Source organism: Kribbella sp. NPDC049174 (assembly GCF_043197365.1).
Taxonomy (GTDB): domain Bacteria; phylum Actinomycetota; class Actinomycetes; order Propionibacteriales; family Kribbellaceae; genus Kribbella.
Genome location: NZ_JBICSZ010000003.1, coordinates 816,908 through 842,380 on the forward strand (window position 1 = coordinate 816,908; position 25,473 = coordinate 842,380).

26 protein-coding genes are annotated in these 25,473 nt (G+C 68.6%); 13 read left to right on the forward strand and 13 right to left on the reverse strand.

Annotated features, from left to right (window positions below; all coding sequences use genetic code 11):
- Positions 1-35: 35 nt before the first annotated feature.
- A complete protein-coding gene (locus tag ACGFIF_RS21290) occupies positions 36-755 on the reverse strand; it encodes a GntR family transcriptional regulator (protein ID WP_132156117.1) in 720 nt (239 codons plus the stop codon).
- 139 nt (positions 756-894) lie between these two features.
- Between ACGFIF_RS21290 and ACGFIF_RS21295 the strand changes: the two genes are divergently transcribed.
- The 4 genes from ACGFIF_RS21295 (at position 895) to ACGFIF_RS21310 (ending at position 4,026) form a co-directional block, all read left to right on the forward strand.
- On the forward strand, positions 895-1,914 hold the full coding sequence (locus ACGFIF_RS21295) for an SIS domain-containing protein (RefSeq protein WP_393156599.1): 1,020 nt from the start codon (positions 895-897) through the stop codon (positions 1,912-1,914).
- A 118-nt stretch (positions 1,915-2,032) separates the two neighbouring features.
- Entirely contained in the window at positions 2,033-2,452 is a 420-nt protein-coding gene (locus ACGFIF_RS21300) for a VOC family protein (RefSeq protein ID WP_393156600.1), read from the forward strand.
- A 50-nt stretch (positions 2,453-2,502) separates the two neighbouring features.
- The gene (locus tag ACGFIF_RS21305) at positions 2,503-2,940 is read left to right on the forward strand and encodes a MerR family transcriptional regulator (protein WP_393156601.1); all 438 of its coding nucleotides are present in this window, start codon (positions 2,503-2,505) and stop codon (positions 2,938-2,940) included.
- Between the two features lie 108 nt (positions 2,941-3,048).
- The gene (locus tag ACGFIF_RS21310; protein ID WP_393156602.1) at positions 3,049-4,026 is read left to right on the forward strand and encodes an aldo/keto reductase; all 978 of its coding nucleotides are present in this window, start codon (positions 3,049-3,051) and stop codon (positions 4,024-4,026) included.
- A 62-nt stretch (positions 4,027-4,088) separates the two neighbouring features.
- Here ACGFIF_RS21310 and ACGFIF_RS21315 read toward each other — a convergent pair whose 3' ends face one another.
- Positions 4,089-4,871 (reverse strand): IclR family transcriptional regulator C-terminal domain-containing protein, encoded by a 783-nt coding sequence (locus ACGFIF_RS21315; RefSeq protein ID WP_393156604.1) that lies wholly within the window; start codon positions 4,869-4,871, stop codon positions 4,089-4,091.
- A 61-nt stretch (positions 4,872-4,932) separates the two neighbouring features.
- Between ACGFIF_RS21315 and ACGFIF_RS21320 the strand changes: the two genes are divergently transcribed.
- From ACGFIF_RS21320 to ACGFIF_RS21345, 6 genes are read left to right on the forward strand one after another with little or no spacing between them, the layout of a single operon-like run.
- Complete coding sequence (locus ACGFIF_RS21320) at positions 4,933-5,763, forward strand: CoA transferase subunit A (protein ID WP_393156606.1); 831 nt, start codon at positions 4,933-4,935, stop codon at positions 5,761-5,763.
- Complete coding sequence (locus ACGFIF_RS21325) at positions 5,756-6,511, forward strand: CoA-transferase subunit beta (protein WP_393156608.1); 756 nt, start codon at positions 5,756-5,758, stop codon at positions 6,509-6,511. Before ACGFIF_RS21320 ends, ACGFIF_RS21325 begins: the two co-directional genes overlap by 8 nt.
- A complete protein-coding gene (locus ACGFIF_RS21330) occupies positions 6,504-7,532 on the forward strand; it encodes a maleylacetate reductase (RefSeq protein WP_393156609.1) in 1,029 nt (342 codons plus the stop codon). Before ACGFIF_RS21325 ends, ACGFIF_RS21330 begins: the two co-directional genes overlap by 8 nt.
- Positions 7,529-8,719 (forward strand): thiolase family protein, encoded by a 1,191-nt coding sequence (locus ACGFIF_RS21335; RefSeq protein ID WP_393156610.1) that lies wholly within the window; start codon positions 7,529-7,531, stop codon positions 8,717-8,719. Before ACGFIF_RS21330 ends, ACGFIF_RS21335 begins: the two co-directional genes overlap by 4 nt.
- Positions 8,716-9,600 (forward strand): intradiol ring-cleavage dioxygenase, encoded by an 885-nt coding sequence (locus ACGFIF_RS21340; protein WP_393156612.1) that lies wholly within the window; start codon positions 8,716-8,718, stop codon positions 9,598-9,600. Before ACGFIF_RS21335 ends, ACGFIF_RS21340 begins: the two co-directional genes overlap by 4 nt.
- Positions 9,597-11,327 (forward strand): FAD-dependent oxidoreductase, encoded by a 1,731-nt coding sequence (locus ACGFIF_RS21345; protein ID WP_393156613.1) that lies wholly within the window; start codon positions 9,597-9,599, stop codon positions 11,325-11,327. The genes ACGFIF_RS21340 and ACGFIF_RS21345 overlap by 4 nt, the downstream gene beginning before the upstream one ends.
- Here ACGFIF_RS21345 and ACGFIF_RS21350 read toward each other — a convergent pair.
- The 3 genes from ACGFIF_RS21350 to ACGFIF_RS21360 form a co-directional block, all read right to left on the reverse strand.
- Positions 11,316-11,504 (reverse strand): hypothetical protein, encoded by a 189-nt coding sequence (locus ACGFIF_RS21350; protein ID WP_393156614.1) that lies wholly within the window; start codon positions 11,502-11,504, stop codon positions 11,316-11,318. The two genes, ACGFIF_RS21345 and ACGFIF_RS21350, sit on opposite strands and share 12 nt — an antisense overlap.
- 129 nt (positions 11,505-11,633) lie before the next feature.
- Positions 11,634-12,827 (reverse strand): alpha-amylase family protein, encoded by a 1,194-nt coding sequence (locus ACGFIF_RS21355; protein ID WP_393156615.1) that lies wholly within the window; start codon positions 12,825-12,827, stop codon positions 11,634-11,636.
- On the reverse strand, positions 12,824-13,444 hold the full coding sequence (locus ACGFIF_RS21360; RefSeq protein ID WP_393156815.1) for a TrmH family RNA methyltransferase: 621 nt from the start codon (positions 13,442-13,444) through the stop codon (positions 12,824-12,826). Before ACGFIF_RS21360 ends, ACGFIF_RS21355 begins: the two co-directional genes overlap by 4 nt.
- Positions 13,445-13,516: 72 nt before the next feature.
- Between ACGFIF_RS21360 and ACGFIF_RS21365 the strand changes: the two genes are divergently transcribed.
- Complete coding sequence (locus ACGFIF_RS21365) at positions 13,517-14,206, forward strand: DedA family protein (protein ID WP_393156616.1); 690 nt, start codon at positions 13,517-13,519, stop codon at positions 14,204-14,206.
- Here the strand turns inward: ACGFIF_RS21365 and ACGFIF_RS21370 are convergent.
- The 6 genes from ACGFIF_RS21370 to pyrE form a co-directional block, all read right to left on the reverse strand.
- Entirely contained in the window at positions 14,191-15,432 is a 1,242-nt protein-coding gene (locus ACGFIF_RS21370; protein ID WP_393156617.1) for a hypothetical protein, read from the reverse strand. The two genes, ACGFIF_RS21365 and ACGFIF_RS21370, sit on opposite strands and share 16 nt — an antisense overlap.
- 25 nt (positions 15,433-15,457) lie before the next feature.
- A complete protein-coding gene (locus tag ACGFIF_RS21375; RefSeq protein WP_393156619.1) occupies positions 15,458-15,847 on the reverse strand; it encodes a hypothetical protein in 390 nt (129 codons plus the stop codon).
- A 142-nt stretch (positions 15,848-15,989) separates the two neighbouring features.
- Positions 15,990-18,974 carry a BTAD domain-containing putative transcriptional regulator gene (locus tag ACGFIF_RS21380; RefSeq protein WP_393156621.1) on the reverse strand — a complete coding sequence of 995 codons (2,985 nt, stop codon included), beginning with the start codon at positions 18,972-18,974 and terminating at the stop codon, positions 15,990-15,992.
- 217 nt (positions 18,975-19,191) lie between these two features.
- Positions 19,192-20,025: a LemA family protein gene (locus ACGFIF_RS21385; RefSeq protein ID WP_393156622.1), complete on the reverse strand. Its 834-nt coding sequence runs from the start codon at positions 20,023-20,025 to the stop codon at positions 19,192-19,194.
- A gap of 67 nt (positions 20,026-20,092) precedes the next feature.
- Positions 20,093-20,809, reverse strand: coding sequence for a hypothetical protein (locus ACGFIF_RS21390; protein WP_393156624.1), 717 nt, complete (start codon positions 20,807-20,809; stop codon positions 20,093-20,095).
- A complete protein-coding gene (gene pyrE / locus ACGFIF_RS21395; RefSeq protein ID WP_393156625.1) occupies positions 20,809-21,354 on the reverse strand; it encodes an orotate phosphoribosyltransferase in 546 nt (181 codons plus the stop codon). Before pyrE ends, ACGFIF_RS21390 begins: the two co-directional genes overlap by 1 nt.
- A 159-nt stretch (positions 21,355-21,513) precedes the next feature.
- On the opposite strand from pyrE, the gene tdh reads away from it, so the two are divergent.
- Together tdh and ACGFIF_RS21405 are read left to right on the forward strand one after the other, a co-directional pair.
- Positions 21,514-22,563, forward strand: a complete 1,050-nt coding sequence (gene tdh / locus ACGFIF_RS21400; protein ID WP_393156627.1) for an L-threonine 3-dehydrogenase — start codon at positions 21,514-21,516, stop codon at positions 22,561-22,563.
- Positions 22,563-23,747: a glycine C-acetyltransferase gene (locus ACGFIF_RS21405; RefSeq protein ID WP_393156629.1), complete on the forward strand. Its 1,185-nt coding sequence runs from the start codon at positions 22,563-22,565 to the stop codon at positions 23,745-23,747. The genes tdh and ACGFIF_RS21405 overlap by 1 nt, the downstream gene beginning before the upstream one ends.
- Before the next feature lie 3 nt (positions 23,748-23,750).
- Here ACGFIF_RS21405 and ACGFIF_RS21410 read toward each other — a convergent pair whose 3' ends face one another.
- Positions 23,751-24,218, reverse strand: coding sequence for a hypothetical protein (locus ACGFIF_RS21410; RefSeq protein ID WP_393156631.1), 468 nt, complete (start codon positions 24,216-24,218; stop codon positions 23,751-23,753).
- A 446-nt stretch (positions 24,219-24,664) separates the two neighbouring features.
- Positions 24,665-25,204, reverse strand: a complete 540-nt coding sequence (locus tag ACGFIF_RS21415; RefSeq protein WP_393156632.1) for a hypothetical protein — start codon at positions 25,202-25,204, stop codon at positions 24,665-24,667.
- Positions 25,205-25,473 lie beyond the last annotated feature (269 nt).

The window sequence follows — 25,473 nt, forward strand, 5'->3', positions numbered from 1 at the left end:
ACCGGTCCAGTTCGTTGCGACCTGATGACGTCGGCTCAGGCCGAGCCGGACCTCGGGCCGCGCGGGGTCAGGGCCATGTGCAGCCGGTAGCGGTCGGCCCGGTAGGCCGACCAGGACAGTTCGACGACCTTGCGGCCGGCGAAGGTGGTGCGCTCGAGGACCAGCAGGGGTGCCCGCCTGGCCACGCCGAGAACCCGGGCGACATGACCATCGGCGTTGTCCGCCCGGACGGTCTGCTCGCCGGAGGTGACGACGACGTCGTACTCGCTGGCGAAGACGTCGTACAGGGTGCCGAGCTCACGGCCGAGCAGGCCGGGGAAGAGCGCCGACGGGTAGTAGCCGACCTCGTAGGCCATCGGCGAGGCGTCGGCGGTGCGGAGCCGTTCGACCCGGATCACCTTGGTGCCCTTGGCGACCCGGAGTCCCTTGGCCGTCTCGTCGGACGCCTCGATCTCGGTGGCCGACAGCACCACCGTGCCCGGTTCGAGGCCGCGGGCGCGCATCTCCCGGGAGAACGAGGTGAGGTGCAACTGGGAGTCGACCTGCGGTCCGGTGACGAAGGTTCCCTTGCCGTGCACGCGTTCCAGCGCACCGGACTCGACCAGGTCGCTGATCGCCTGCCGGACGGTCACCCGGGAGACGTTCAGCTTGTCCACCAGGGCGCGTTCGGAGGGGATCGGGTCCCCGGGGTGCAGTTCGACATCGATCAGCCGTTCCAGTACCGATCGGACCTGGGCCCGCTTGGTCGCCACCATCGAATCTCGATCCTCCAGACCTGGGCGGGTCTCGGGGGTGCCCCGGGACGCCGCTCACTGCTATCGTGCGCAGCATACCTGTTAAGACCAGATAGGACCAGTGATCGTAGTGGTGTCTGTCCCCGCCCAGGAAACCCAGATGGCGCGCGAGATCGCCGAGCAGCCGGCGGCGCTGGCGGCCACGTTCGAGCACGTTCTGCCACTGCGGCACGACATCACGCGACTGGCCGCGGGGCGCCGGCACGTGATCTTCGTGGCCCGGGGATCGTCCGACAACGCGGGTGTCTACGGCCGCTATCTGACCGAGATCCACGCCGGCCGGCAGGCCTCCCTGGCCGCCCCCTCGGTGGCCACCCTGTACGGCGCGAACCTCGACCTGTCGAACTCGCTGGTCGTCGCGGTCAGCCAGTCGGGTGCGACCCAGGAGATCGTCGACACCGCCGAGTGGGCCAAGCGCAACGGCGCAGCGATCGTCGGCATCACCAACGACGGCAACAGCCCGCTGGCGTCGACGGCCGACGTCGCGCTGATCACGCAGGCCGGCCAGGAACTCGCCGTACCGGCCACCAAGACCTACACCACGCAGCTCGCGGCGATCACCGTCGCCGTCGACGCGCTGGCACAGAAGCCGGGCACCCTGGACGGCGACATCGCCCGCGTCCCGGACGCCGCCGCGAAGATGCTCGAGGGCTCGGTCGAGGAGGCCGCCGACCTGCTCGCGGGTGCGCACGACGTACTGGCCAGCGGTCGCGGGCTGACCTTCGGTACGACGCTCGAGGTCGCGCTCAAGCTGGAGGAGACCTGCCTCCAGCCGGTCCGCGGTCTCTCGTACGCCGACCTGAAGCACGGCCCGATCGCGGTCGTCGACGCGGACCTCGTCACCATCCTGGTCGCAGCCGGCGATGGTCCTGCCCTCCCGGGCATGATCGAACTGGCCGGCCTCGTCCGCGAGAAGGGCAGCAAGATCCTCGGCATCGGCGGCGACTCCACCTTCGCCTCCCGCTGCGACGTCAACCTGGCCGGCCCCGACCTCCCCGAAACCCTGGCCCCCCTGGCCCTGGTCATCCCTGCCCAACGGGCCATCGAGTCCCTGGCCCGGAAGTTGGGCCTGAACCCCGACGCCCCCCGAGGCCTCCGCAAGGTCACGCAGACCGACTAGCACGCCGCCCGGCCCAGCACGACCTCCGAGGGTCGTCGGTAAAAGTGCTCATTTGGTGAGCAGTTTGGGTGGAAAGGTGGTGGTCATCAACCGGGAACGCCAAGGAAGGACCACCGAGATGTTGCGAGGATTTGCCACCGTCAGCTTCTACGCCGGCGACATGCACGCCGCGCGGGCGTGGTACACCGAACTGCTGGGCATCGAGCCGTACTTCGCCGTGCCGGACTTCGAGAACCCGGGCTACCTCGAGTACCGCTTCGGCGACCTCCAGTGCGAACTGGGCATCATCGACGCGAAGTACGCGCGGCACCAGGTCACCGACGGCCCCGCCGGCGCGATCATCCACTGGCACGTCGACGACCTCGAAGCCACCTTCGAGCGGCTTCTCTCCCTCGGCGCCACCGAGATCGAACCCATCACCGAACGAGGCAGCAACACCGGCTTCCGCACCGCCGCGGTCGCCGACCCGTTCGGCAACATCATCGGCATCATGACCAACCCCCACTACCTGCAGATCCTGGCCGAACTGAAGGGCTGATCGAAAAGAGCCTTGACTTGGAGTGCACTCCAGGAGGAAGTCTGGAGGGCGTGAACGATCAAGCACCGGGCGAGGAAACCTGCGGGGTCGACGAGCTCATCCCGGACGTCGACGAACCGCTCACCGTCGGGCAAGTCGCCGCACTGACCGGCTTGTCCGCCGACACGCTGCGCTGGTACGAGCGTGTCGGCCTGCTGGAAGGCGTCGCTCGCGACGCCTCCGGCCGCCGGCAGTACATGCAGGTCGACCTGCGCCGGCTGGCGCTCCTGATGCGACTGCGCGCAACCGGCATGCCGGTCAGCGAGATGCTGCGCTATGCCGAACTCGCGCGGGCCGGCGCAGTCACCGATCCGGAGCGCAGACAACTGCTGGAGGCGCATCGCGATCGGGTCCTGAACCACATCGCCGACCTGCACCGCGATCTGGACGTGATCAACCGGAAGATCGCGGGATACCGGCGCTCGCAGGCATCCGCAGTACCGGCGTAGTCCGGGGACTGGTCGCGGACGACCAGAGCTTAGGTCGTGTCACGCACGGCTTGACGTCGAGCGCTTCTGAGCCTGACGTCGACAATCCACCATCTGAGGGAGCACTCCATGCTGTACCGAACCATTGGCAATCGCCGGACCGTCAGCGCGTTGTGCCTTGGCACGATGAACTTCGGCGGTACGACGGACCGCGAGACAGCGACCGCGATCCTCGACCGTTTCGTCGCCGCCGGCGGGACGTTCATCGACACCGCCAACAACTACGGCCAATGGACCGGCGACGCCGGCGAGAGCGAGGAACTCATCGGCCGCTGGATGCGTTCTCGCGGCAACCGCGACCAACTGGTCGTCGCGACGAAGTGCGGCGCCAAGACGACCGTTCCCGGCAACCCGGACGACGAACACTGGGAAGGACTCGGCGCGGCAGTCATCGAGTCCGCCGTCAAGGACAGTCTCACCCGGCTGGGCGTCGACCGCATCGACCTGTACTACGCGCATATCGACAACCGGTCCACCCCACTGGAAGAGACCGTCGGCGCGTTCGGACGACTCGCCGCCGAGGGCGTCGTCGACCTGATCGGTTGCAGCAACATCACCAGCTGGCGGTTGGAACGTGCTCGGCAACTCGCCGCCGATCAGGGCGTCGCGCAGTACTCGGTCGTTCAGCAGCGTTACACCTACCTGTGGCCCAGCCCGTTGGCGCAGGACGGGCTCCAACGTCTCGGCAGCCCGCATCTCCCGAACGCCGGGGTAGAGCATTTCGACTACCTCAACGAGCATCGCGACCTGACGCTGGTGGCCTACAGCCCGCTGCTGGCCGGCTCGTACAGCCATCCCGAGCGTCCATTTCCGGCTGAGCGCGGGTATGCGCATCCGACCGCCTACATGCGTTTCGAGGTGTTGCGCCAGGTCGCGCAGGAACTGGGCGCGACACCTAACCAGGTCGTGCTGGCGTGGATGCTGCATCAGGATCCGGTCGTCATCCCGCTCTTCGGAGCCTCGTCCGTCAGTCAGCTCGATGAGGCGTTGGATGCCGTCGAGATCCGCTTGGACGCCGAGCAGATGGACCGACTGAACAAGGCCTAGGGGTGGCCGCGGTGGGGTTGGGGCGGCGCGGAGCTCCAAGGCCTCACCGGCACGCGGTGGGGTTAGAGGTGGCCTCGGTGGGTGAGTGCGGTGGTGATCTGGTCGGCGGTGGCCCGCAGATGCGGGAGGACCCCGGTGCGCAGGGAGCTCGGGGTGGAGCGGGAGGCGTGGGCGGAGACGTTGAGGGCGGCGATGGTGCGGCCTCGGGAGTTGCGGATGGGGGCCGCGATGGAGCGGAGGCCCAGCTCTAGTTCCTGGTCGACCAGGGCGTAACCGTCCGACCGGGCTCGGGTGATGACGTCGCGGAGTTCGTCCGGCGAAGTGACAGTGCGGTCGGTCAGCGGCTCGGCCTTGACCGAGGACAGGTAGGCGGTGAGCTCGTCGTCGGGGAGGCCGGCGAGGAGGACACGGCCCATGGAGGTCGCGTACGCCGGCAGCCGGGCGCCGACCCCGAGGGCGACGGTCATGATCCGGCTGGTCGGGACGCGAGCGACGTACACGATGTCCGGTAGGTCGAGGGTGGCGATCGAGCAGGACTCGCGGGTCTTCGCGCTGAGCTCCTCCATGAACGGTCCGGCGAGCTCGCCGAAGTCCAGCGACGACAGGTAGGCCCAGCCGAGGGCGAGCACGCGCGGCGTCAGCGAGAACCGCCGGCCATCGCTGCTGACATACCCGAGCTCCGACAGGGTGAGCAGGATCCGCCGGGCCGTCGCAGGGGTGATCCCGACGTCGCGGGCCACCTCGCTGAGCGTCAGTGAAGGTGCGTCCGCCGAGAACGCGCGGATCACCGCGAGCCCGCGGTCGAGCCCTTGCAGGAACGTGCCTGTGGACGCCTCACCGGCCATCGGCTAACCTTTTCGTTGAAAGAAGAATTTTTCGCTCAGCGAAATCCTAGCGGAGCAGCGCATGCCAAGTCCAGTTCCACTCGGCGAAGCGATCGCGGCCCACGTGCACGACGGCGACACTGTGGCGCTCGAAGGCTTCACCCACCTGATCCCGTTCGCCGCCGCCCACGAGATCGCCCGGCAGGGCCGTCGGCATCTGACGCTGGTCCGAATGACGCCCGACCTCGTCTACGACCAGCTGATCGGGCTGGGCGTCGCGGACGAGTTGGTCTTCTCGTACGGCGGCAATCCGGGCGTCGGCTCACTCCACCGGCTCCGGGACGCGGTGGAGAAGCACTGGCCGCATCGCCTCACCGTCCACGAACACAGCCACGCCGGGCTCGCCAACGCGTACGGCGCCGGCGCGGCGAGACTGCCGTTCGCCGTACTGCGGGGATATCGCGGGACGGATCTCGAGGAGCAGCAGTCCATCATCAGCCGGGTCACCTGCCCGTTCACCGGTGAGGAACTGGCCGCGGTGAAGGCGGTGAACCCGGACGTGACCGTGATCCACGCGCAGGTGGCGGACCGCGACGGCAACGTCATGCTCTGGGGAATCACCGGCGTGCAGCGTGAGGCGGTGCTGGCGGCGAAGCGGGCCATCGTCACGGTGGAAGAGGTCGTGGACGAGTTCCCGGAGCGGACCGGCGCGGTGGTGCTGCCGAACTGGGTGCTGTCCGCGGTGTGCGTCGTACCGGGTGGGGCGTGGCCGTCGTACGCCGCTGGGTACTCCGTGCGCGACAACGACTTCTACAAGCAGTGGGACTCGGTGTCGCGGGACCGCAACGCGTTCCTCGCTTGGGCGCAGGAGAACGGCCTACCGGCGGCGCAGGAGGTGAACGCACATGCCTGAGAGCTGGGACAGCGCGGACATGATGAACATTGCGGCGGCACGCGAGCTGCACGACGGGGACGTGTGCCTGGTCGGCGTCGGTCCGCCCAACCTGGCGGCGAATCTGGCCCGGCGGACGCATGCGCCGAACTGCCGGCTGGTCTACGAGTCGGGTGCGATCGACGCCAAGCCGCGCAGGCTGCCGTTGTCGATCGGGGACGACGATCTGGCCGCGACGGCGACCGCGGTGGTGTCGGTGCCGGAGATGTTCAACTACTGGGTCGGCGCCGGGCGGATCGATGTCGGGTTCCTCGGAGCCGCGCAGATCGATCGGTACGGCAACATCAACACGACCGTGATCGGTGACCACGCCGATCCCAAGACCCGGCTTCCTGGCGCAGGCGGTGCACCGGAGATCGCGGCCGCGGCCGGGCGGGTGATCGTCATCGTCAAGCAGTCGCCGCGGACCTTCGTCGAGCAGGTCGACTTCGTCACCTCCGTCGGCTACGGACCGACCGGACGCGAGCGTGAGGCCATGGGCGCGGGTCCGACCCTCGTCATCACCGATCACGGCGTACTCGAGCCGGACCCCGAGACCAACGAGCTGACCCTGACCAGACTGCATCCGGGTGTGACCGTCGATCAGGCGCGGCAGGCCACAGGCTGGCAGCTCAAGGTTGCCGACAGCATCAAACAGGTCGACCCACCGACCGAGGTCGAACTCACTGCCCTGCACGGTCTGCGCAACCGGGAGCCGGCCGATGTCTGAGTTCATTCACACGTTCCTGCCGGGCCGGGTGGTTTTCGGGCCGGGCACGCTCGACCAGGTCGCCGCGGAAGCGGAGCTGCTCGGCGTACGCCGGGTGCTGCTGATAGCAACCAATTCGGCCCGGGACGCGGCGGATGTGGTCGAGGCCGAACTGAACGACCGGTTCGCCGGCCGGATCGACGGCGTGACGCAGCACGTGCCGACCGAGGTCGCGACCGCGGCACGCGCCAAGGCACAGGAGACCAGCACCGACGGACTGGTCGCGATCGGCGGCGGGTCGGCGATCGGGCTGGCGAAGGCGGTCGCGTTGACGAGCGGGCTGCCGATCGTCGCCGTACCGACGACGTACGCGGGCTCGGAGATGACACCGGTCTGGGGTGAGACAGCAGGCGGTAGCAAGACGACGGGGACAGACCTCAAGGTGTTGCCGAGGACCGTGGTCTACGACCCCGTGCTGAGCCAGCACCTCCCGAAGAAGGTCACGGCCGCGAGCGTCGCCAACGCGATGGCGCATTGTGTGGAAGCCATCTGGACACCCAAGGCCGATCCGATCACCGAGACGACCGCAGTCGAAGGCGTACGAGCGCTGGCCGCCGGATTGCGCCAAGTCCTCCAGGCGCGCACCGATTTAGATGCCCGAAGCAACCTTCTGTACGGCGCCTGCCTCGGCGGATCGGCTCTGGCCACCGCCGGAACCGGCCTGCACCACAAGCTCTGTCACCTGCTCGGCGGCACCTACAACCTCCCCCACGCGGAGACCCACGCCGCCGTACTCCCCCAGGTCACCCGGATCAAGGCACCTGCCGTCCCGCAGGCCAAAGCCCGCCTGGAGGACGCGCTCCAGACCGACGACCTGGCGACCGGCTTGTTCGACCTGTTCACCGAAGCCGGCATCCCAACCAACCTGAAAGACCTCGGCCTCACTCAGGAGCAGGCAAGGGAAGCAGCCCGCGCCTTCGATGCCGACGAGATCCTCACCCGCGCCTGGGCAGGAACCAGGCCCGAAGGAGTGACCCGATGAGACCCGCCTACATCCTGGACGCGGTCCGCACCCCGGTCGGCAAGCTGGGCGGTGCGCTTGCCTCAGCCCGCCCGGACGACCTCGCCGCCGCAACGCTCAAAGAACTCGCCGCCCGCACAAACGTTGACCCGGCCGAGCTCGACGACATCTTCCTCGGCAACGCGAACGGCGCCGGCGAGGAGAACCGCGACGTCGCCAGAATGGCCGCGTTGCTGGCCGGCTTCCCCACCAGCGTCCCCGGTACGACGGTCAATCGCCTCTGCGGATCCGGACTCGAAGCCGCGATCCAGGCGGCCCGGGCGATCGAGACCGACGACGCCGACCTGGTCATCGCCGGCGGAGTCGAGTCGATGAGCCGCGCACCCTGGGTGCTGCCGAAACCGGATCGCGCCTTCCCGCACGGCAGCCTGACCGCGGAGTCGACGTCACTCGGCTGGCGGCTGGTCAACCCGAAGATGCCGACGGAGTGGACGATCTCCCTCGGCGAGGCGACCGAGCGCTTGGCCGACCTCCACAACATCACACGAGAGGCCCAGGACCTGTTCGCACTGGAGAGCCACGAGAAGGCGGCCAAAGCCTGGGCAGCCGGCGCCTTCGACGCGGAACTCGTGCCGTGGGAGCACCTCGGCATCGACGGACCGCCACTCACCCGCGACGAGTCCATCCGCGACGGCGGCACGCCGGAAATCATGGCGCGACTCAAGCCGGCCTTCAGACCGGACGGCACCGTCACCGCTGGCAACGCGTCCACGCTGAACGACGGCGCATCGGCCGTACTGATCGCATCAGAGGAGACAGCCAACCGCCTGGACCTCACGCCGATGGCGCGGATCGTCAGTCGAGCGGTCCATGCGGTGGATCCGCAGTACTTCGGAATCGGACCGGTCGAGGCGTCACGCAAGGCGCTGCGCAAAGCAGGCATCGGATGGCACGACCTGACCCTGGTCGAGCTCAACGAGGCGTACGCCGCCCAGAGTCTGGCGTGCCTCAGTCAATGGCCTGAGCTCGACCGCGACACAGTGAACGTGAACGGCGGAGCGATCGCCCTCGGCCATCCGCTCGGCAGTTCCGGTACCCGCATTCTCACCACCCTCGCCCACGAGCTCAGACGGCGCGGCGGTGGCTACGGGCTGGCCACGCTGTGCATCGGCGTGGGCCAGGGCCTGGCGATGGTGATCGAGGCATGAGGAGCAACCAGATGGATCTGCACGGCGACGACCTGACCGCGGCGGTGGTGGCCAGCTTCGACCACAGCACCGACCCGCGCACCAAGACCGTCATGAGCGCCCTGGTGCGTCATCTGCACGCGTTCGCGCGGGAGGTGAATCTGACCGAGGACGAGTACTTCACCGCGATCGACTTCCTCACCCGGACCGGGCAGATCTCGACCGGTACCCGACAGGAGTTCGTGCTGCTGGCCGACGTACTCGGGCTGTCGATGCTGACCGTCGGCCTCGGCAACCCGAAACCACCGGGTGCCACCGAGTCGACCGTGTTCGGCCCGTTCTTCGTCGAAGGATCGCCGGAAGTGGCCCAAGGCGGCGACATCGCGAACGGTGCGCCGGGACAGCCCTGTCTGGTGTCGGGGCGCGTCCTGAACACCAAGGGCGAGCCGATCCCCAAAGCCCTCGTCGAGACCTGGCAGGCCGATGAGGAAGGCTTCTACGACGTACAGAAGGAGCTCGACGGCCCGCAGAACCGCGGCCATCTGACGACCGATGCCGACGGCAACTATACGTTCTGGGCGGTGAAGCCGGTCGCCTATCCGATACCCGACGACGGCCCCGTCGGCGAACTGCTCCGGGCCGGCGGCCGCGGCCCGATGCGCCCGGCGCACATCCACTTCATGGTCACCGCACCCGGGTACGCCCGCCTGATCACGCACGTGTTCGCGGCCGGCGACGAGTACCTCGCGAACGACGCGGTCTTCGGCGTCAAGGACTCCCTGATCGCCGACTTCACCGAACATCCGGCCGGCACCCCTGCCCCGGATGGCAAGACACCTGATCAGCCGTACTACACCGTCCACTACGACCTGGTGCTCGCCACCACCGAGGAGACGCAGTGATCACCACAGACGTGCTCATCGTGGGCAGTGGCCCCGCCGGCGGAGCCGCCTCGCTGTTCCTGTCCACGTACGGCGTCGACAACGTCGTACTGACCAGATACGGCTGGACGGCGAACACGCCGCGCGCCCACATCACCAACCAGCGCACGATCGAACTGATGCGTGACATGGGCATCGAGGACCAGGTGCTGGACAAGGGCACCGAGCACGCGCTGATGGGTGAGACCGCGTTCTGCACCAGCCTGGCCGGTGAGGAGATCGGCCGGATCCGCACCTGGGGTACGCATCCGCGCCGGCTGGCCGACTACACCGAGGCGAGTCCGACGCTGCCGTGCGACCTGCCGCAGACGCTCTTCGAGCCGATTCTGCTCAGTACGGCGGCCAGTCGTGGCGCGCGGCTGCGGTTCAACACGGAGTACCTCTCACTCGAACAGGACGACGACGGGGTCACCGCGACCGTCCGCGACCGGCTGAGTGACACGACGTACCAGATCCGCGCCAAGTACCTGATCGGCGCGGACGGCGGCCGCAGCAAGGTTGCCCAGGACATCGACCTGCCGATGGCCGGCGCGATGGACATCGAGGGCTCGATGAACATCGTCTTCGAGGCCGACCTCTCCCGGTACGTCGCTCATCGCCCGAGCGTCCTGTACTGGGTCCTGCAGCCCGGCGCGCAAATCGGCGGGATCGGCGCCGGCCTGGTCAGGATGGTCCGGCCGTGGAACGAGTGGCTGATCGTCTGGGGTTACGACATCCACCAGCCGGCGCCGGAGGTCGACGAGGTGATGGCGACCGAGATCGTGCACAACCTGGTCGGCGACGACACCATCGACGTGAAGCTGAAGAGTACGTCGGTCTGGAGCGTCAACCACATGTACGCCGAGCAGGCCTCCAAAGGCCGGGTCTTCTGCATGGGCGACGCGATCCACCGGCATCCGCCGAGCAACGGGCTCGGCTCGAACACGTCGATCCAGGACGCGTACAACCTTTCCTGGAAGCTCGCGCTGGTGCTCCGCGGCCAAGCCTCGCCGGCGCTGTTGCAAACCTACGACGAGGAGCGGGTGCCGATCGCCCGGCAGATCGTGGAGCGGGCGAACAAGAGCCGCACGCAGTTCGGCCAGATCTTCCGTGCGCTCGGGATGACACCGGACGCCCCGCCCGGCCGGACGATCGAGTCACGCAAGGACGACACCCCGGCGGGCGCCGAGCAACGCGAGGAACTGCGGACCGCGATCGAGCTGAAGGACTACGAGTTCAACGCCCACGGTGTCGAACTCGGCCAGCGGTACCGGTCGGCCGCGGTGATCGGTGACGGCACGGCGGAACCGTCGTACGACAAGGATCCGGAGCTGTACTACCACCCGACGACCTGGCCGGGTGCGCGGATCCCGCACTGCTGGCTGACCCGCGGCTCGGAGACCGTCAGCACCCTCGACGTCGTCGGCAAGGGCCGCTTCACCCTGCTCACCGGCATCGGTGGCGAGGCGTGGGTGAAGGCCGCTCAGACTGTCTCTGAGCATCTCGGCGTACCGATCGAACCGTTCGTGATCGGGCCGGGCCGGGAGCTCGACGACCTGTACGGCGACTGGTCGCGGGCGCGGGAGATCCCCGACGAAGGGTGTCTCCTGGTCCGCCCGGACGCGCACATCGCCTACCGGCAGTTCGAGCTCCCCGACGATGCCACCGAGGCGCTCCAGCAGGCCCTGTCCACACTCCTAGGCCGCTGACGACTGGTGTGCCTCATGCAGGATCCGGTCGAGGATCGCCGAGATCTCGGCGGTCTCGGCGTCCAGCAGGGTGATCAGCGCAACCCGGGACATCTCCGTGCGCGCCTCCAGAGCCGCCGCGCTCAAGGCGCGCACGGTCCCCAGCTCGTAGATCAATTCGTCCCACAGAGAACTCATCAACTACCCCCTATTCCCGTCACAAACCCAGTACGACATGCACGATGCACGCCGCCCCGCCCGAGTTGGGGCTGACTTTGGTCGAGAAGCCTCACTTACGTCTCAACAACGCGGGAGCCACCGCGGAGGTTACGGACCTGTCAGCAATCTCCAGCTGTGCGCCGGAACCTCGACCTCGTGGAGTTGCTGAGCAGCGTCGGAGATGTTGAGCAGCAGGACCAGTTCCGAGCCGCCTCCCGTCGACCGGAGCACGATCGTCTCGTCGGTCAGTTGCTCGACCTTCGTCCGGGCCCGGGTCAGCCAGGCGTTGCGCCGCCGTACGCCGATCAAACGCTGATGCAGCTCGTACGTCGGGAGGCCGAGCGGAGACAGCTCCGCAGGTGTGTCCGGGAACTCCGGGCGGATCGCGTCGTCGCCACCGGCCCGGTCCTCCTTCAGACCGCGGAACGCCTGCTCGTCGCCGTAGTAGACACTCGGTACGCCGGCGACCGCGAAGAGGATCGCGAGCGCGTGACCGAGGTGCCGCTCGTCCTTCAGCTGGGTCGCGATCCGGGTCACGTCGTGGTTGCCGACGAACGTCTGCGGTACGAACGTGTCCAGCAGCGCGTCGTGCCGGCCGAGGGCGTAGTCGAGCTCGAAGAAGTTGCCGTCGTTCAGTGAGCTCCAGATCGCCTTCCACAACTCGTACTGCGTGACGGAGTCGAGCCCGCTCTCGGCGACGTACCCGGCGTAATCACCGTGAATGACCTCGCCGAAGAACCAGGCCTCCGGGTACTCAGCCCGCGGCAGCACTGCCCGCCAGAACTCCGGTGGTACGGCGTACGCCACATCGAGCCGCCACGCGTCGACACCACGACCCAGCCAATGCGAGAGAACGTCCTTCACGTACTGCGCGACCGCCGGCTGACTGTGATCCAGTGCGACCAGGTGCTCGTGCCCTTCGAACGTGTCGAGCGACCCGTCGTCGCGTCGGCGGAACCACTCCGACGGCGCGTCGAACGACCGGGCGACGTGGTTGAACACCCCGTCGAGCGCGATCCGCAACCCACGCTCGTGAGCCTTGGTGACGAGCCGGTCGAAGTCGGCGTCGTCCCCGAGCCGCGGGTCGATACGGAAGTAGTCCACGGTGTCGTAGCCGTGCGTCTCGGAGGCGAACACCGGGCCCAGCAGCAGGCCGGAACAACCAAGTTCGATGGCGTAGTCCAGCCAGTTCTCCAGCCTGGACAGCCTGTGCACGACTCCAGCCCCAGCGGTCTTGTCCGCACCGGCGAAGCCGAGCGGATAGACCTGCCACCAGATCGCGTGGTCAGCCCACGGGCTCATGGCTTCTGTCCGAAGGTATGGCGGCGGATCCAGGCGTGCAGCGCGATCGCGGCCGCGGCACTGGCATTGATGGAGCGGGTGGAGCCGAACTGGGCGATGGACAGCACATCGGTGCAGATCGCGTGCGCATCGGCGGTCAGGCCCGGTCCCTCCTGACCGAAGAGCAGTACGCAGGCCGCGGGCAATTCGTACGTCTCCAGTGGGACCGAGCCGGGCAGATTGTCGATCCCGATCACAGGCAGTCCGTGCTCGGCGGCGTACGACGCCAGATCCTCGAGCTGCGGGTGGTGGCGGACGTGCTGGTAACGGTCGGTGACCATCGCGCCACGGCGGTTCCACTTCCGGTTGCCGACGATGTGGACCTCGGCGGCGAGGAAGGCGTTCGCAGTCCGGACGACCGAGCCGATGTTCAGGTCGTGCTGCCAGTTCTCGATCGCGACGTGGAACGGGTTCCGCTGCCGGTCCAGGTCCGCGACGATCGCCTCGAGCTTCCAGTACCGGTACTTGTCGACCACGTTCCGTCGATCACCGGTCGCGAGCAGTTCCGGATCCAGCCGGGGATCGTCCGGCCATTCGCCCTGCCACGGACCCACGCCGACCTCGTTCGGTCCGACCATGTCGGCACCGATCCGGTCCCGGTTCTCCTCGTCGATAAGCTCACGCACAGGTTTGGACGCTACCCTGTCCGCGTGCTTCCTCTTGTCGCGATGCTGATGCCGAACTGGATGGACCCGGAATACCTGCTGACCTGGCTGGGTGACTGGGCCCTCTGGGGCACGGCCGCGGTCGTGTTCATCGAGTGCGGGTTGCTGTTCCCGATCCTGCCCGGTGACTCACTGCTGTTCGCCGTCGGCCTGTTCATCGCGCACGGCACGATCGACGTACCGCTCTGGCTGGCCTGCGTGATCCTGACCGTCGCTGCATTCCTCGGCAACGTGTCCGGCTACTACATCGGCCGGGTGCTCGGGACGACGTTGTTCACCAACCCGAACGCGCGGTTCCTGAAACCGAAGTACATCGAGGAGACGCACGCGTTCTTCGAGAAGTACGGCCCGCGCGCGCTGGTGCTGGCCCGGTTCGTCCCGATCGTGCGCACCTTCATCACGATCGTGGCCGGCGCGGGCAAGATGGACCCGAAGAAGTTCTTCGTCTGGACCGGTGTCGGCGCCGTCCTCTGGGCCACCGGACTGACCTTGCTCGGCCACGCGCTCGGGCAGGTCAAGTTCATCCACGAGCACCTCGAGTCGGCCATCCTGCTGATCGTCCTGATCTCCGTGGTGCCGATGTTCGTCGAGTGGTTCCTGGCCAAGCGCCGCGCCCGGACCGCAGCGGCCGTCGCCCCGAAGCACGCGGCCACCACGAATCACCTCAACGACTGAACCTCGCGCAGCCGGGCCAGGCACAGCTCGAGCGGAACCGACGGCACCCCCTGGCCGAGCGTCTCGAACCGCTCCCCGGCCAGTAGGCGCTGGACGTCGTCCGGCCTGATCCGAGCGTGCTTGGTGACGAACTGCCGCTCGGACACGTCGATCCGTACGTCGAGATCGCGCAACGCGGCGTGGATCCGGGAGAAGCCGTAGAACTCGGGTTTGGCACCCTTCTCCAGCCAGCGGCCGTACCCGAGCACGGTCGTCTCGATGCGGACCTCCCGCATCGCCGCGCTGACCAGGCCGAGTTCCTCCCGCAACTCGCGCTCCATCCCGGCCGCCACGACGTCGGTCAGCCGGTCCCGCCCCTCGACGTCCAGCGGCTCCAGACTTCCGGAACCGCTCGGCGCCACCAGCCCCGCGGACGAGCGCGAGGCCACGCCCTGGTGAACCAGCAGCATCCAGCCGTCCGAGGTCAGCGCGACCGTGGAGACGCCGACCTGGTTGCCGAGTTCGGTGTCGCTCAGCGGGATCAGCCGTCCGTCGTCGGCGATCAGACGACGGGTGATGTCGGCCACCACCCGGCCGAGTCCCCGGCTCAGCCATTGCTGACCGGCCAGGTAGTTCGACGCCATCATGTCGAAGTACCGGACCGGCTGCAGGTGGACCGGGCCGCCGGACAGATCGGGATCGTCGCGGAGCCCGATGTTCAGTCCGTCGAACGCCGGGGCCGCCGTACGGGACCGCTGGGACCGGGCCAGCGCGATCACGGCCGGCTTGATCGCCGCCAGGTCGGGCGGGAGCGCGTACTGACGCGAGTCGAGGACGACGGGCCGGTCCAGGCTCTGGTCGACCGACGGGCTGGTGACGACGCGGCCCTGCGAACAGCGGACCAGTTCCCAGTCGCCGTCCGGGACGACGTCGGGGATCGGCCGGTGGATCGAGTAGAGGTCCCGGAGCTCCTGGCGGACCTTGAGCCAGTCACTGACCAGCGGGATCAGGCCGACGATCGCGAGCACGATCGCGATGACTCCGGTGCCGAGGGTTTCCACGCCGAGTGCGAGCACACCGATGAGGGACAACGCCGTACCGGCAACCACCGCCCAGTTCTTCGCCAGCAGGAGTCGCGCCCAGCCCCATGAGGCCGAGAACCGGTGCTGCAACCACAGCCGGGCGCCATGGCGAATCGGCTGAGCCGGGGCGGACTGGGCTGGCGTGACCGCGTCGAGTTCTCCCACGCGGCAATTATCGGGTTTGGTTGGTCTACTGACCGAACGGGAAGTGGGCCTCGGACCAGACCCAGTCGGTGCTGAGGTCGGAGAGTGCGGCGACTTCCACCGGGCCGCTGAGGAGCGGGCCGACCACCTGACCGGAACCGAGTGAACAGGCCACCCGGATCCGGTCTGCCGCCTGGTACCAGACCAGCGCCCCCCGTGGCGCCGCCCCCTCCTGGAGCAGGGCGTGATGGTCGAGCCACCGCACTGCGTCGGACGGATCGTGCCAGCCGCTGTCCTGGGCATAGCCGAAGGCCATCCGCTGGAACTTCAACGGCCAGTCCTGCCAGGCCGTCGACCCCACCCGTTCCAGCTGCCAGTTCAGCGCCGCCTCGGTGTCCCGCGGGTTCGCCACCCGCGCCGCGATCCGGCGCTCCACAACAACCTCCCCCCAGGCCATAGCTGTCTTTCCCCCGTTCCCCGAAACTGCAGGGCCCCCGAAACCGCCAGGCCTGTTGCCGTGGCAGGACAAATCCTGTCCGACCGGAATACACCCGCCGTACATTCGCAACCGGCGAAGATCAGCCGGCCGCGGTGGTGGTGTCGAAGGTGGCGACCGCGCGGCGGCACTCGGCGGCGCGGGCGTCGTTCCCGGCCTGCTGCCAGACCCGTGCGGCGCGGTCGAGGGTACGGCGGGCCGAGTCGAGGTTCCCGGTGGACAGGTAGAGCTGCCCGAGGTGCTGGGCCGCCTGACCCTCGACGCTCCGGTCGCCGAGCCGGTGACCGATGTCGATCGAGTCGAGCAGCATCTTCCGCGCGGCCGCCACCTCGCCGCGCTCCATCAGCGTCTGCCCGAGGTCGGCCCGCGTGTACGCCGCGCAGTGGTCGTCACCCATGCCGTTGAAGATCGCCAGTGCCGTCCGCAGCTGCCGAACGGCCTGGTCGTACCGCCCTTGGCGGGACCGCAGCGCCGCGATCCGGCGCCGTACCTTCGCCTCCCGGTGGCTGTCGACCCGCCGGACGGCGAGCAGGAAAGCCTCAGCCAGATAGCGGCCCGAGGTCACCGTGTCGTCGCGGGCCAGCCAGATGTTCGCGATCGCGGTCCGGGCCAGCGCCTCGGCGTTCGCGTTACCGACCTCGACGAACGCCTCGACCGCCTTCTCGTACTGCTTCAGCCCTTCGTCTCGCCGGCCGCGCTCGCGCAGCCAGGTGCCGAGCCCGACCGCGGCGATGCCCTGCCCGAGCCGGTCCCCGACCTCTGCCGACAGCTGTGCCGCCGCGTCCAGATGCCGCCAGGCCGCGTCCCAGTCGTCCTGGTAGAGCGCGAGCTGGCCGAGGTTGCGGTGCATGATCGCCTCACCGCGCCGGTCCCCGCAGGCCATCGCACTGAGCAGACCCTGCTGGTGCGAGGTGTTCCAGTCGTCGAAACCGGCCCGCATGTCCAGGTACGGCCCCCACGCGGACGCGATCCGCCAGGCCTGATCGTGCAACCCGTTCTGCGCGGCCGCCCGGATCGCGGGCACGAACGTACTGCGCTCGCTGTCGAACCACGCGATCGCATCGGTCTCGGTGAACGGCGACGGATCCGGCGCGGTCAGCGGCCCGGTGTGCTCCATGACGCCGAAGTACTCGAAGGCGAGCGCGGCGTTGGCCCGGCGCATCTTGTTCAGGATCGCGTCCAGCACGGTGGTCACGTCCCGGACTGCCTGCGCCTTCTGCTCGTCGTCACCGACCCCGAGCGCATGCAACCGGAGCAGATCGTGGACCCGATAGCGCGCCGTACCGCGGTGGTCGACCGAGCTGATCCGGACCAGGTTGGCCTCGATCAGGCTGTCCAGACTGCGTCGTACGGCGGCCGGCGACGCGACCGCCTCGAGCGCACGGGCCGAGAACACCCCGACCGCGAAGTGGCCGATCAACCGGTACAGCCGGGCATCCTCCGGACTGAGCGCGTCGTAGCTGAGATCCGCACTCGTGCGGACGGCGAGCTCGCCGATACTCAGCTCGTCCAGCCGCGAGGTCTCGTCGCGCAACCGCCGGGCGAGCTCACGCGGGCTCAGGTCCGGCCGCTGGGCCAGCCGGCTGCCGACGATCCTGATTGCCAGCGGCAGGTTCCCGCAGGCGGCCAGGATCTCCTCGGCCGCCGGCGAGGAGCGTTCGACGCGACCAGGGCCCGCCACCTGCTCGAGCAGGTCAGCGGCCTCGTTGTCGCCGAAGGTGTCCAGCGCCAAGCTGTCCGCACCGGCCAGGTCCATCAGCCGGTTGCGGCTGGTGACGACGACCGCCGATGCGCCTGTACCCGGCATCAGCGGCGTCACCTGACTCGCCGTGGCGACGTCGTCGAGAAGGATCAGCACCCGGCGGCTGGCCAGCTCGGACCGCAGCATCGCCGAACGCCGCTCCGGGTCGGTCGGGATCGCGTAGTCGGGCAGGTTGAGGCTGAGCAGCAGATCGGTGAGTGCCGCGGCCGGATCCCGGGGCTGCGTCGCACCGTGCATGTCCAGATAGATCTGCCCGTCCGGGAACGACTCCCGGACCAGATGCCCCAGCCGGACCGCGAGCGAGGTCTTCCCGGTGCCCGGCGCGCCCGAGATGACCGCGATCGGCGGACGCACCGGATCGCGGCCGCAGACGAGATCGCGCAACTGGTCCAGGAGGTGCTGCCGACCGCTGAAGTCGGGCAGATCGAGCGGCAGTTGACTCGGCGGTCGCTGCGGATCGGTCAGCTCCGGCGCCGACATCGGGCCTGCCGGTACGGCGTCCGGCCCTTGGCGTTCCGTCGTACGCGCGGCGGGGATCCCAGGGTTCGGCCAGTTGGCCGAGCGGCCGTTCTCGGCACGGGCACCGGCCGCCTCGAGCTCGGGGCCGGGCTTGATGTCGAGCTCGTCAGCGAGGGTCTGCACTGCCTTGGCGTACGCGGCTCGGGCCTCACCGACCCGTCCGGCCGCCAGGAGCGCGTCGACGAGTCGCCGCCACATCTGCTCGTCGTACGGGTCTTCGGTGAGGCGCGCACTGAGCAAGACCGCCGCACCACTCGCGTCGCCGTGCTCCAGCCGGAGATCGAGGAGTACGTCGACCAGGCCGCGGTGCTGCGCCTCGAGACGGGCCAGCGAGCCCTCCCACGCAGCCGGGATCGACAGGTCCTCCAACGGGCGGCCGCGCCAGAGTGAGTAGGCCCGGGACAGCACCTGCATCGCCTGGCGGCTGTCACCGGCGTCGCGGAGGTGGCCGCCTTCCGCGAGCAGTGATTCGAACAGGCTGGCGTCGAGCTCGTCGACACCGACCTCGATGCTGTAGCCGGCGGCCGAGGTGTCGATCGGCGCGGGAAGCCCGGCCTCTTGCAGGACGCCGCGGAGAGCTCGCACGTAGGTGCGGATGTTCGCCGTCGCGGAGCGGGGCGGACTGTTCTCCCAGAGGGCGTCGGCGATCAGATCGGTCGAGACGAACCGGTTGGGGTGGAGCAGCAACGTCGCCAGCAACTGACGCGGTTTGGCGGCCCGGAGCGGCTGGCCCTGGACGTGGATCAGGCGCAGAGGTCCGAGGATTCCGTACCTCAGACTGTCCACCTGATTCGCCTCTCCACTCTTGAACCGACCTATCGTGGCATCCGGCTGTACCCGGCGTGAAGGCCGATGTACGCCGGATGTATCTCAGTGCGGCACTGTTGACACAGGTACCGGGGGGAGGGCAGGCCCGGGCGTGGCGACTTGACCGCCGTCACAACCGGGCCTGGCACTGGTGGGGGTTCGGGGTCGGGGGTCCTGGACCACGGGAAACCGGTGCCTACTGGCCACCGGTGAACGGCGGCTGTCCGTCCTGCGGGCTGGGGGAACTCGCAGGCGGGCCGCCCACCGGTGGCTGGCCCTGCGGCTGGCCTTGGTACGGCGGCTGGCCCTGATACTGACCTGGTTGGTTCTGGTAGCCCGGGAACTGCTGCTGCCCCTGATAGTTGCCCTGGTCACCCGGAATCTGCGGGTGGATCTGCCCCGACGACTGCGGCCCGGCCTGCATCTGCGGCGGCGCCTGCTCACCGGCCACCGAGCCGATGGTGCCGAACGAGACCTGCGGGACCGAGCGCACCTGCTCGTCGTTGACCTCGAAGTAGCCGGCCTTCTCGAACTTGAAGCCGTTCGCGATCAGGTTCGACGGGAACGCCTCGACCCGGGTGTTGTAGTCGCCCACGTTGGCGTTGAAGAACCGCCGGCCGGCCGCGATCCGGTCCTCGGTGTCGGTCAGCTCGCGCTGCAGGTTGAGGAAGTTCTGGTTCGACTGCAGCTGCGGGTACGCCTCGACCGAGATCATCATCTGACGCAGCGCACCGGACAGCTCGCTCTCCGCCGCCGCCCGCTGCTCCGGCGGGGCACCCTGCACGTTGACCGCCTGGGTGCGCAGCCGGGCGACCTCCTCGAACACGTGCCGCTCGTGCGCGGCGTACGCCCGGACGGTCTCGACCAGGTTCGGGATCAGGTCGTAGCGGCGGTGCAGTTCGACGTCGATCTGCCGCCAGGACTCCTGGATCAGGTTCCGCTGCTTGACGAACCGGTTGTACGACACGATCAGCGTGATTCCCAGAATCACGACGACCGCGACGATCGCGATGATGACGAAGGTCAGCATTCCCCTGCTCCCGAGTGTTGGCGATGCTCAGGTGCGACTCTACGGGTCGCCGGGGCCGCTGTCGGGTCTAGAAGTTCTGCGGCGGCTGCACGCGCGGGTCGACGCCGGCGTAGTCGCGCCAGACGTACGGCGGGACCTGCTCGACCACCTGTTGCAGCAGGGACAGGCGGTTCATCACCTCGGCCGGGTTGTGCGCACCCTTGTCCCAGCCGACCAGCGAGTTGCCCTCGACCCGCCAGCCGATCTCGCCGCGGGCCAGCAGCAGCTCCATCATCCGCGGCGTCACCACCGCGTGCCCGAACCGCTCGTCGTCCGCCTTCACCCGGAAGGCCCGGTTGAACTGATCGCTCTCGAACTGGATGTCGCGGAACCCGAACGCGTTCGCCACCGCCCCGCCGAAGATGCCCTCATGGGTGACCTCCAGGTGCGGAAGCGCACCGGGCAACTGCAGAACGACCACGCCGAACTTGTGCGTGGTCGTCGTACGACGGCCTTTCGAGTCGGTCGAGTGCGTCTGGTAGCTGTAGTCGAAGGCAACCATCTGGTGGCCGTTGAACGCACCGGTCAGCACATTCGTCGCTCGCCGGTTGTCACCGGTCCGGAACGGCGTACCCGCCCATTGGTTGGCCAGGCCGTTGTTGGCCTGCACGTACGACCAGCCGTTCTGCGCGGCGAAGCCGGCGAACAACTCGCGGCGCTTCTTCGCCGCCATGTAGTTGAAGTAGAAGATCCCGACCCCGACGACCAGGGCGATCAGGATCAACAGGACCGGACTGATGTCCATCAGCCGAGACCCAGGTCCTCGAGACCGAACACGGACCGGTACTCCAGCCCTTCCGACTCGACCTTCTCCTGCGCCCCGGTGGATCGGTCCACGATCACCGCGACCGCGACCACCTCTGCACCGGCCTCACGCAACGCCTCGACCGCGGTCAGCACCGAACCGCCGGTGGTGGACGTGTCCTCGACCGCGAGCACCCGACGGCCCTTCACGTCCGGGCCCTCGATCCGCCGCTGCAGGCCGTGGGTCTTCTCGGCCTTGCGGACGACGAACGCGTCGAGCGTCCGGCCCTGTTGCGCGGCCGCGTGCAGCATCGACATCGCCACCGGGTCCGCACCGAGGGTCAGTCCGCCGACCGCGTCGTACTCGAGATCCTTGGTCAGCTCGAGCATCGCGGGGCCGATCAGCGGGGCCGCGGCCGCGTCCAGCGTGATCCGGCGCAGGTCGACGTAGTAGTCGGCCTCCTTCCCCGACGCCAGCGTCACCCGGCCGTGCACGATGGCCTTGGTTTTCACCTGCTCCAGCAGACCGTCCCGATCGAAGCTCATGGCGGACAAGCCTAGATCACCGCGCAGTTCACGCTTTCGTGCGGACCGTGGGCGGATCAGTATGCAGATGAACTGCAAAGGCTGTGTACGACGTGTCGATGGACGCCGGTGGTTGCCCGGGACGACGATGTGGACGATCGTCGAAGGTGGAGGTGTGCCGTGAGGGCACTGGTGAAGGCCGAGGCGAAGCCCGGTCTGTGGTTGCAGGACGTCCCGGAGCCGAAGATCGAGGCCGACGAGGTCCTGATCAAGGTGCTCCGGACCGGGTTGTGCGGCACCGACCTGCACATCCAGAGCTGGGACCACTGGGCGCAGAAGAACGTGCCGGTGCCGATGGTGACCGGGCACGAGTTCTGCGGTGAGGTGGTCGAGATCGGCGTCGGCGTTCGCGACGTCGCTGTCGGTGACCTGGTCAGCGGCGAGGGTCACCTGGTCTGCGGCCGCTGCCGCAACTGCCGGGCCGGCCGCCGCCACCTGTGCATCAAGACCCGCGGCCTCGGAGTCCACGTACCGGGCGCCTTCGCCGAGTACGTCGCTCTGCCCGCGAGCAACGCCTGGGTCCACAAGGATCCGCTCGACCTGGATGTCGCCGCGATCTTCGATCCGTTCGGCAACGCCGTACACACCGCACTGTCGTTCCCGCTGGTCGGTGAGGACGTGCTGATCACCGGCGCCGGGCCGATCGGCGTGATGGCCGCGGCGGTCGCACTACACGCCGGTGCGCGCAACGTGGTGATCACCGATCTGTCGGAGTACCGGCTGGACCTGGCCCGCAAGATCGGCGTCACCCGCGCGGTGAACGTGGGCGAGGAGTCGATCGCCGACGCCCAGCAGAGCCTCGGTATGCGGGAGGGGTTCGACGTCGGGATGGAGATGTCCGGGCAGCCGGCCGCGCTGCGGGACATGCTCGCGAACATGACCCACGGCGGCCGGATCGCGATGCTCGGGCTGCCGTCGGACGAGATCGCGATCGACTGGAGCACCGTGGTGCTCAACATGCTGACGATCAAGGGCATCTACGGCCGGGAGATGTTCGAGACCTGGTACTCGATGTCGGTGATGCTGGAACGCGGCCTGGACCTGACCCCGGTGATCACCCACCGGTTCGGGTACGGCGACTTCGAGCAGGCCTTCGACGTCGCCCGGCAAGGGCACTGCGGCAAGGTGATCATGGACTGGACGGCTGAATCTCTGGAGGAGAAGCACTGATGTTCGGGCGGATGCGGGACGACCTGACGGCGACCATCGGCGAGATCCGGGACGCCGGGCTGTACAAGTCCGAGCGGGTGATCACCTCACCCCAGCAGTCGCTGATCTCCGTTGCTTCCGGCAAGGAGGTGCTCAACTTCTGCGCCAACAACTACCTCGGTCTGGCCGATCACCCCGAGGTGATCGCGGCCGCTCGCGCCGCCCTGGACCAGTGGGGCTTCGGGATGGCCTCGGTGCGCTTCATCTGTGGCACGCAGCAGATCCACAAGGACCTGGAAGGGGCACTGAGCAACTTCCTCGGCGCCGAGGACACCATCCTCTACAGCTCCTGCTTCGACGCGAACGGCGGCCTGTTCGAGACCCTGCTCGGCGCCGAGGACGCGATCATCTCCGACGAGCTCAACCACGCCAGCATCATCGACGGCATCCGGCTGTCGAAGGCCAAGCGCTACCGCTACAAGAACCGCGACATGGCCGACCTGGAGGCGCAACTCAAGGACGCGGCCGACGCCCGCTACCGACTGATCGCCACCGACGGCGTCTTTTCGATGGACGGGTACGTCGCTCCGCTCGACGAGATCTGCGACCTGGCCGACCGGTACGACGCCCTCGTCATGGTCGACGACTCGCACGCGGTCGGTTTCGTCGGCCCGGACGGTGCCGGCACTCCGTCCCTGTTCGGCGTCAAGGACCGCGTCGACGTACTCACCGGCACGCTCGGCAAGGCCCTCGGCGGTGCCTCGGGCGGCTACGTCTCCGGCCGCCGCGAGATCGTCGAGCTGCTGCGGCAGCGCTCCCGCCCCTACCTCTTCTCCAACTCGCTGGCCCCGTCCGTCACCGCGGCGTCCCTGAAGGCCCTCGAGCTGATCGGCGGATCGACCGCGCTCCGCGACAAACTCAAGGCCAACACGGCACTCTTCCGCACCAAGATGACCGAGGCGGGCTTCGACGTCCTCCCCGGCGACCACCCCATCTCCCCGGTCATGATCGGCGACGCCGCCGAAGCCGGCCGCCTGGCCGACAAACTCCTCGACCTCGGCGTCTACGTCATCGGCTTCTCCTACCCGGTCGTCCCCCACGGCAAGGCCCGCATCCGCGTCCAACTCTCCGCAGCCCACTCCACCGAAGACGTCGAACGCGCCATCGCCGCCTTCATCGAGGCCCGCGCGGCACTCGCCGGGTAGCTGTCAGAGTTCGGGGGCCGGTGGGCCAAGGACCTGCTCGAGTTGGGCGGCAACAGCGTCCAAGTCCTGGGCCATCGTGTCCGGGCGGCCGGATTCCAGCGTTTCCCGGATACTGCTCCGTGCTGCCCGTACGGCGTCTCGCAGGGACACCGCCCGAAGTTGCGCGGCGTCGTCCGGTGCCGACGGCTCGAGCGCCGTCAGGCGATCCTCCACCGCGGCGACCCGGCTCTCCGCGATGTTCCAGCCGCCGGAGGCTTCCGCGGGCGAAGCCTGCCCGCGGAGTTCCGGGATGAGCACGCGGGCGAACCACGCCACCTCGTCCTCGGCGGATGCGAGGTCGGCCCGCCATTCCCGGCGGTGGCTCGCCCGGACAAGCAGCGGGATGCCGATGGCGAGCGCGAGCAGTGCCGCGCCCAGCACCCACCACAACCAGGTGGGCGCACCGTCCGACTCGGCCGAGGTTGGCTGCACCGACGGCGACATCGTCGGCGACGGGGCAGCTGTGGGCGCCGCCTGGGTCGGCGCGGTGGTCTCCGCACGTTCCGATGACTGGGTGGAGGTCGGTTCCGGTGCCTGCTGGGTCGGCGACGGGGCTGCCTGGGGTACCGAAGACCGGGTGGGGCTCGGTTCTGGCGCCGGCTGGCTCTCCGATGATCTGGTGGGACTTGGGGCCGGCGCGCTCTCGGTCGGGGAGGTGCCCTCTTCGCGTTCCGGCGAACGGGTGCGAGTCTGTTCCTCCGCAGGCTCGGAGGTGGACGGGCTCTCCTCCCGGTCCGGCGAGCGGGTGGGGTCCGGGAGCGTCGCCGTCGGAGACGCCAGCGAGCGCGTCGAAGTCGCAGACGGCCGGTCAAGGGAACCGGTGTCTCCGCAGGAACTGAGGAGCAGGGCCGCGACAACCAGACCAGCGGCTCGCACCATCAGCTGTCGTCGGTGCTCGCGGCGCGGGCGTCGCGTTCGATCTCGGCGGTGTCGGCCTTGAGTTCCTTCGTCTCGGTCTTCTTGGCCCGCTTCATCGCCTTCTCGACCTTGGCGCCCATGTCCGACACTCCGACGACCACGAGGCCTACCTGGCCGGCGTCGAGGTGCTCGCCGAGTTCCTTGAGGTCGTCGCGGCTCATCCCGGCCGCGGCATGTCCGGCCACCGCGCCCAGGACCGCGCCGCCGGCCGTCGTGGCCGCGAGCAGCCCGCCGCCGATCGCGGCGAACGGGAACAGCGCGACGACCAGGCCGGTCGCCAGGCCCACTCCGCCACCCAGCACGCCGCCGGCCCGTGTCGGCGTCTCGTGCTTGCGGGCGATCTTCACCTTCCCGTCTTCACGGCGCTCGACGATGGCCGCGTCGTACGAGTCGATCAGACCGGCCTTGGTGTGCAGGTCCTTGACGAGCTGGTAGTCCGCCTCTGCGTCGGCCAGTTCGTCGTACACCCCGACGTACGCGATAAACGTGTCAATGGCCATTTCTCTCGTCCTCTCTCCCTCTCAGAGGAACATCGCACCCTCGGCCCCACCTCGGACTCATCCACGTAGGGCGATATTCGGACGCTCGGGCTAGGGTGAGCCGGTTCGGTCTGGGTGAGGGAGCATCGTGCGTCGAGTGCTGGCAGTTGTTGGTGTCGTCGGGTTGTTGGGTGTGGCCGGGTGCGGTGGGGGTGAAAAGCAGCAGCCAGTTGATGTTGCGAACCCGAGTGCGGCGCCGTCGCCCAGCACTACGCCTGCCCCGGTGCGGA

Excerpts from the sequence above, each read along its gene's own strand:
- ACGFIF_RS21330 (WP_393156609.1), top strand. The coding sequence starts at position 6,504 with ATGTCTGAGTTCATTCACACGTTCCTGCCGGGCCGGGTGGTTTTCGGG.
- ACGFIF_RS21360 (WP_393156815.1), bottom strand. The coding sequence starts at position 13,444 with ATGGTCGGACCGAACGAGGTCGGCGTGGGTCCGTGGCAGGGCGAATGG.
- ACGFIF_RS21415 (WP_393156632.1), bottom strand. The coding sequence starts at position 25,204 with ATGGCCATTGACACGTTTATCGCGTACGTCGGGGTGTACGACGAACTG.
- ACGFIF_RS21320 (WP_393156606.1), top strand. The coding sequence starts at position 4,933 with ATGCCAAGTCCAGTTCCACTCGGCGAAGCGATCGCGGCCCACGTGCAC.
- ACGFIF_RS21325 (WP_393156608.1), top strand. The coding sequence starts at position 5,756 with ATGCCTGAGAGCTGGGACAGCGCGGACATGATGAACATTGCGGCGGCA.
- ACGFIF_RS21290 (WP_132156117.1), bottom strand. The coding sequence starts at position 755 with ATGGTGGCGACCAAGCGGGCCCAGGTCCGATCGGTACTGGAACGGCTG.
- ACGFIF_RS21355 (WP_393156615.1), bottom strand. The coding sequence starts at position 12,827 with ATGAGCCCGTGGGCTGACCACGCGATCTGGTGGCAGGTCTATCCGCTC.
- ACGFIF_RS21315 (WP_393156604.1), bottom strand. The coding sequence starts at position 4,871 with ATGGCCGGTGAGGCGTCCACAGGCACGTTCCTGCAAGGGCTCGACCGC.
- ACGFIF_RS21405 (WP_393156629.1), top strand. The coding sequence starts at position 22,563 with ATGTTCGGGCGGATGCGGGACGACCTGACGGCGACCATCGGCGAGATC.
- ACGFIF_RS21385 (WP_393156622.1), bottom strand. The coding sequence starts at position 20,025 with ATGCTGACCTTCGTCATCATCGCGATCGTCGCGGTCGTCGTGATTCTG.
- ACGFIF_RS21390 (WP_393156624.1), bottom strand. The coding sequence starts at position 20,809 with ATGGACATCAGTCCGGTCCTGTTGATCCTGATCGCCCTGGTCGTCGGG.
- ACGFIF_RS21340 (WP_393156612.1), top strand. The coding sequence starts at position 8,716 with ATGAGGAGCAACCAGATGGATCTGCACGGCGACGACCTGACCGCGGCG.
- ACGFIF_RS21310 (WP_393156602.1), top strand. The coding sequence starts at position 3,049 with ATGCTGTACCGAACCATTGGCAATCGCCGGACCGTCAGCGCGTTGTGC.
- ACGFIF_RS21350 (WP_393156614.1), bottom strand. The coding sequence starts at position 11,504 with ATGAGTTCTCTGTGGGACGAATTGATCTACGAGCTGGGGACCGTGCGC.
- ACGFIF_RS21335 (WP_393156610.1), top strand. The coding sequence starts at position 7,529 with ATGAGACCCGCCTACATCCTGGACGCGGTCCGCACCCCGGTCGGCAAG.
- ACGFIF_RS21300 (WP_393156600.1), top strand. The coding sequence starts at position 2,033 with ATGTTGCGAGGATTTGCCACCGTCAGCTTCTACGCCGGCGACATGCAC.
- ACGFIF_RS21295 (WP_393156599.1), top strand. The coding sequence starts at position 895 with ATGGCGCGCGAGATCGCCGAGCAGCCGGCGGCGCTGGCGGCCACGTTC.
- pyrE (WP_393156625.1), bottom strand. The coding sequence starts at position 21,354 with ATGAGCTTCGATCGGGACGGTCTGCTGGAGCAGGTGAAAACCAAGGCC.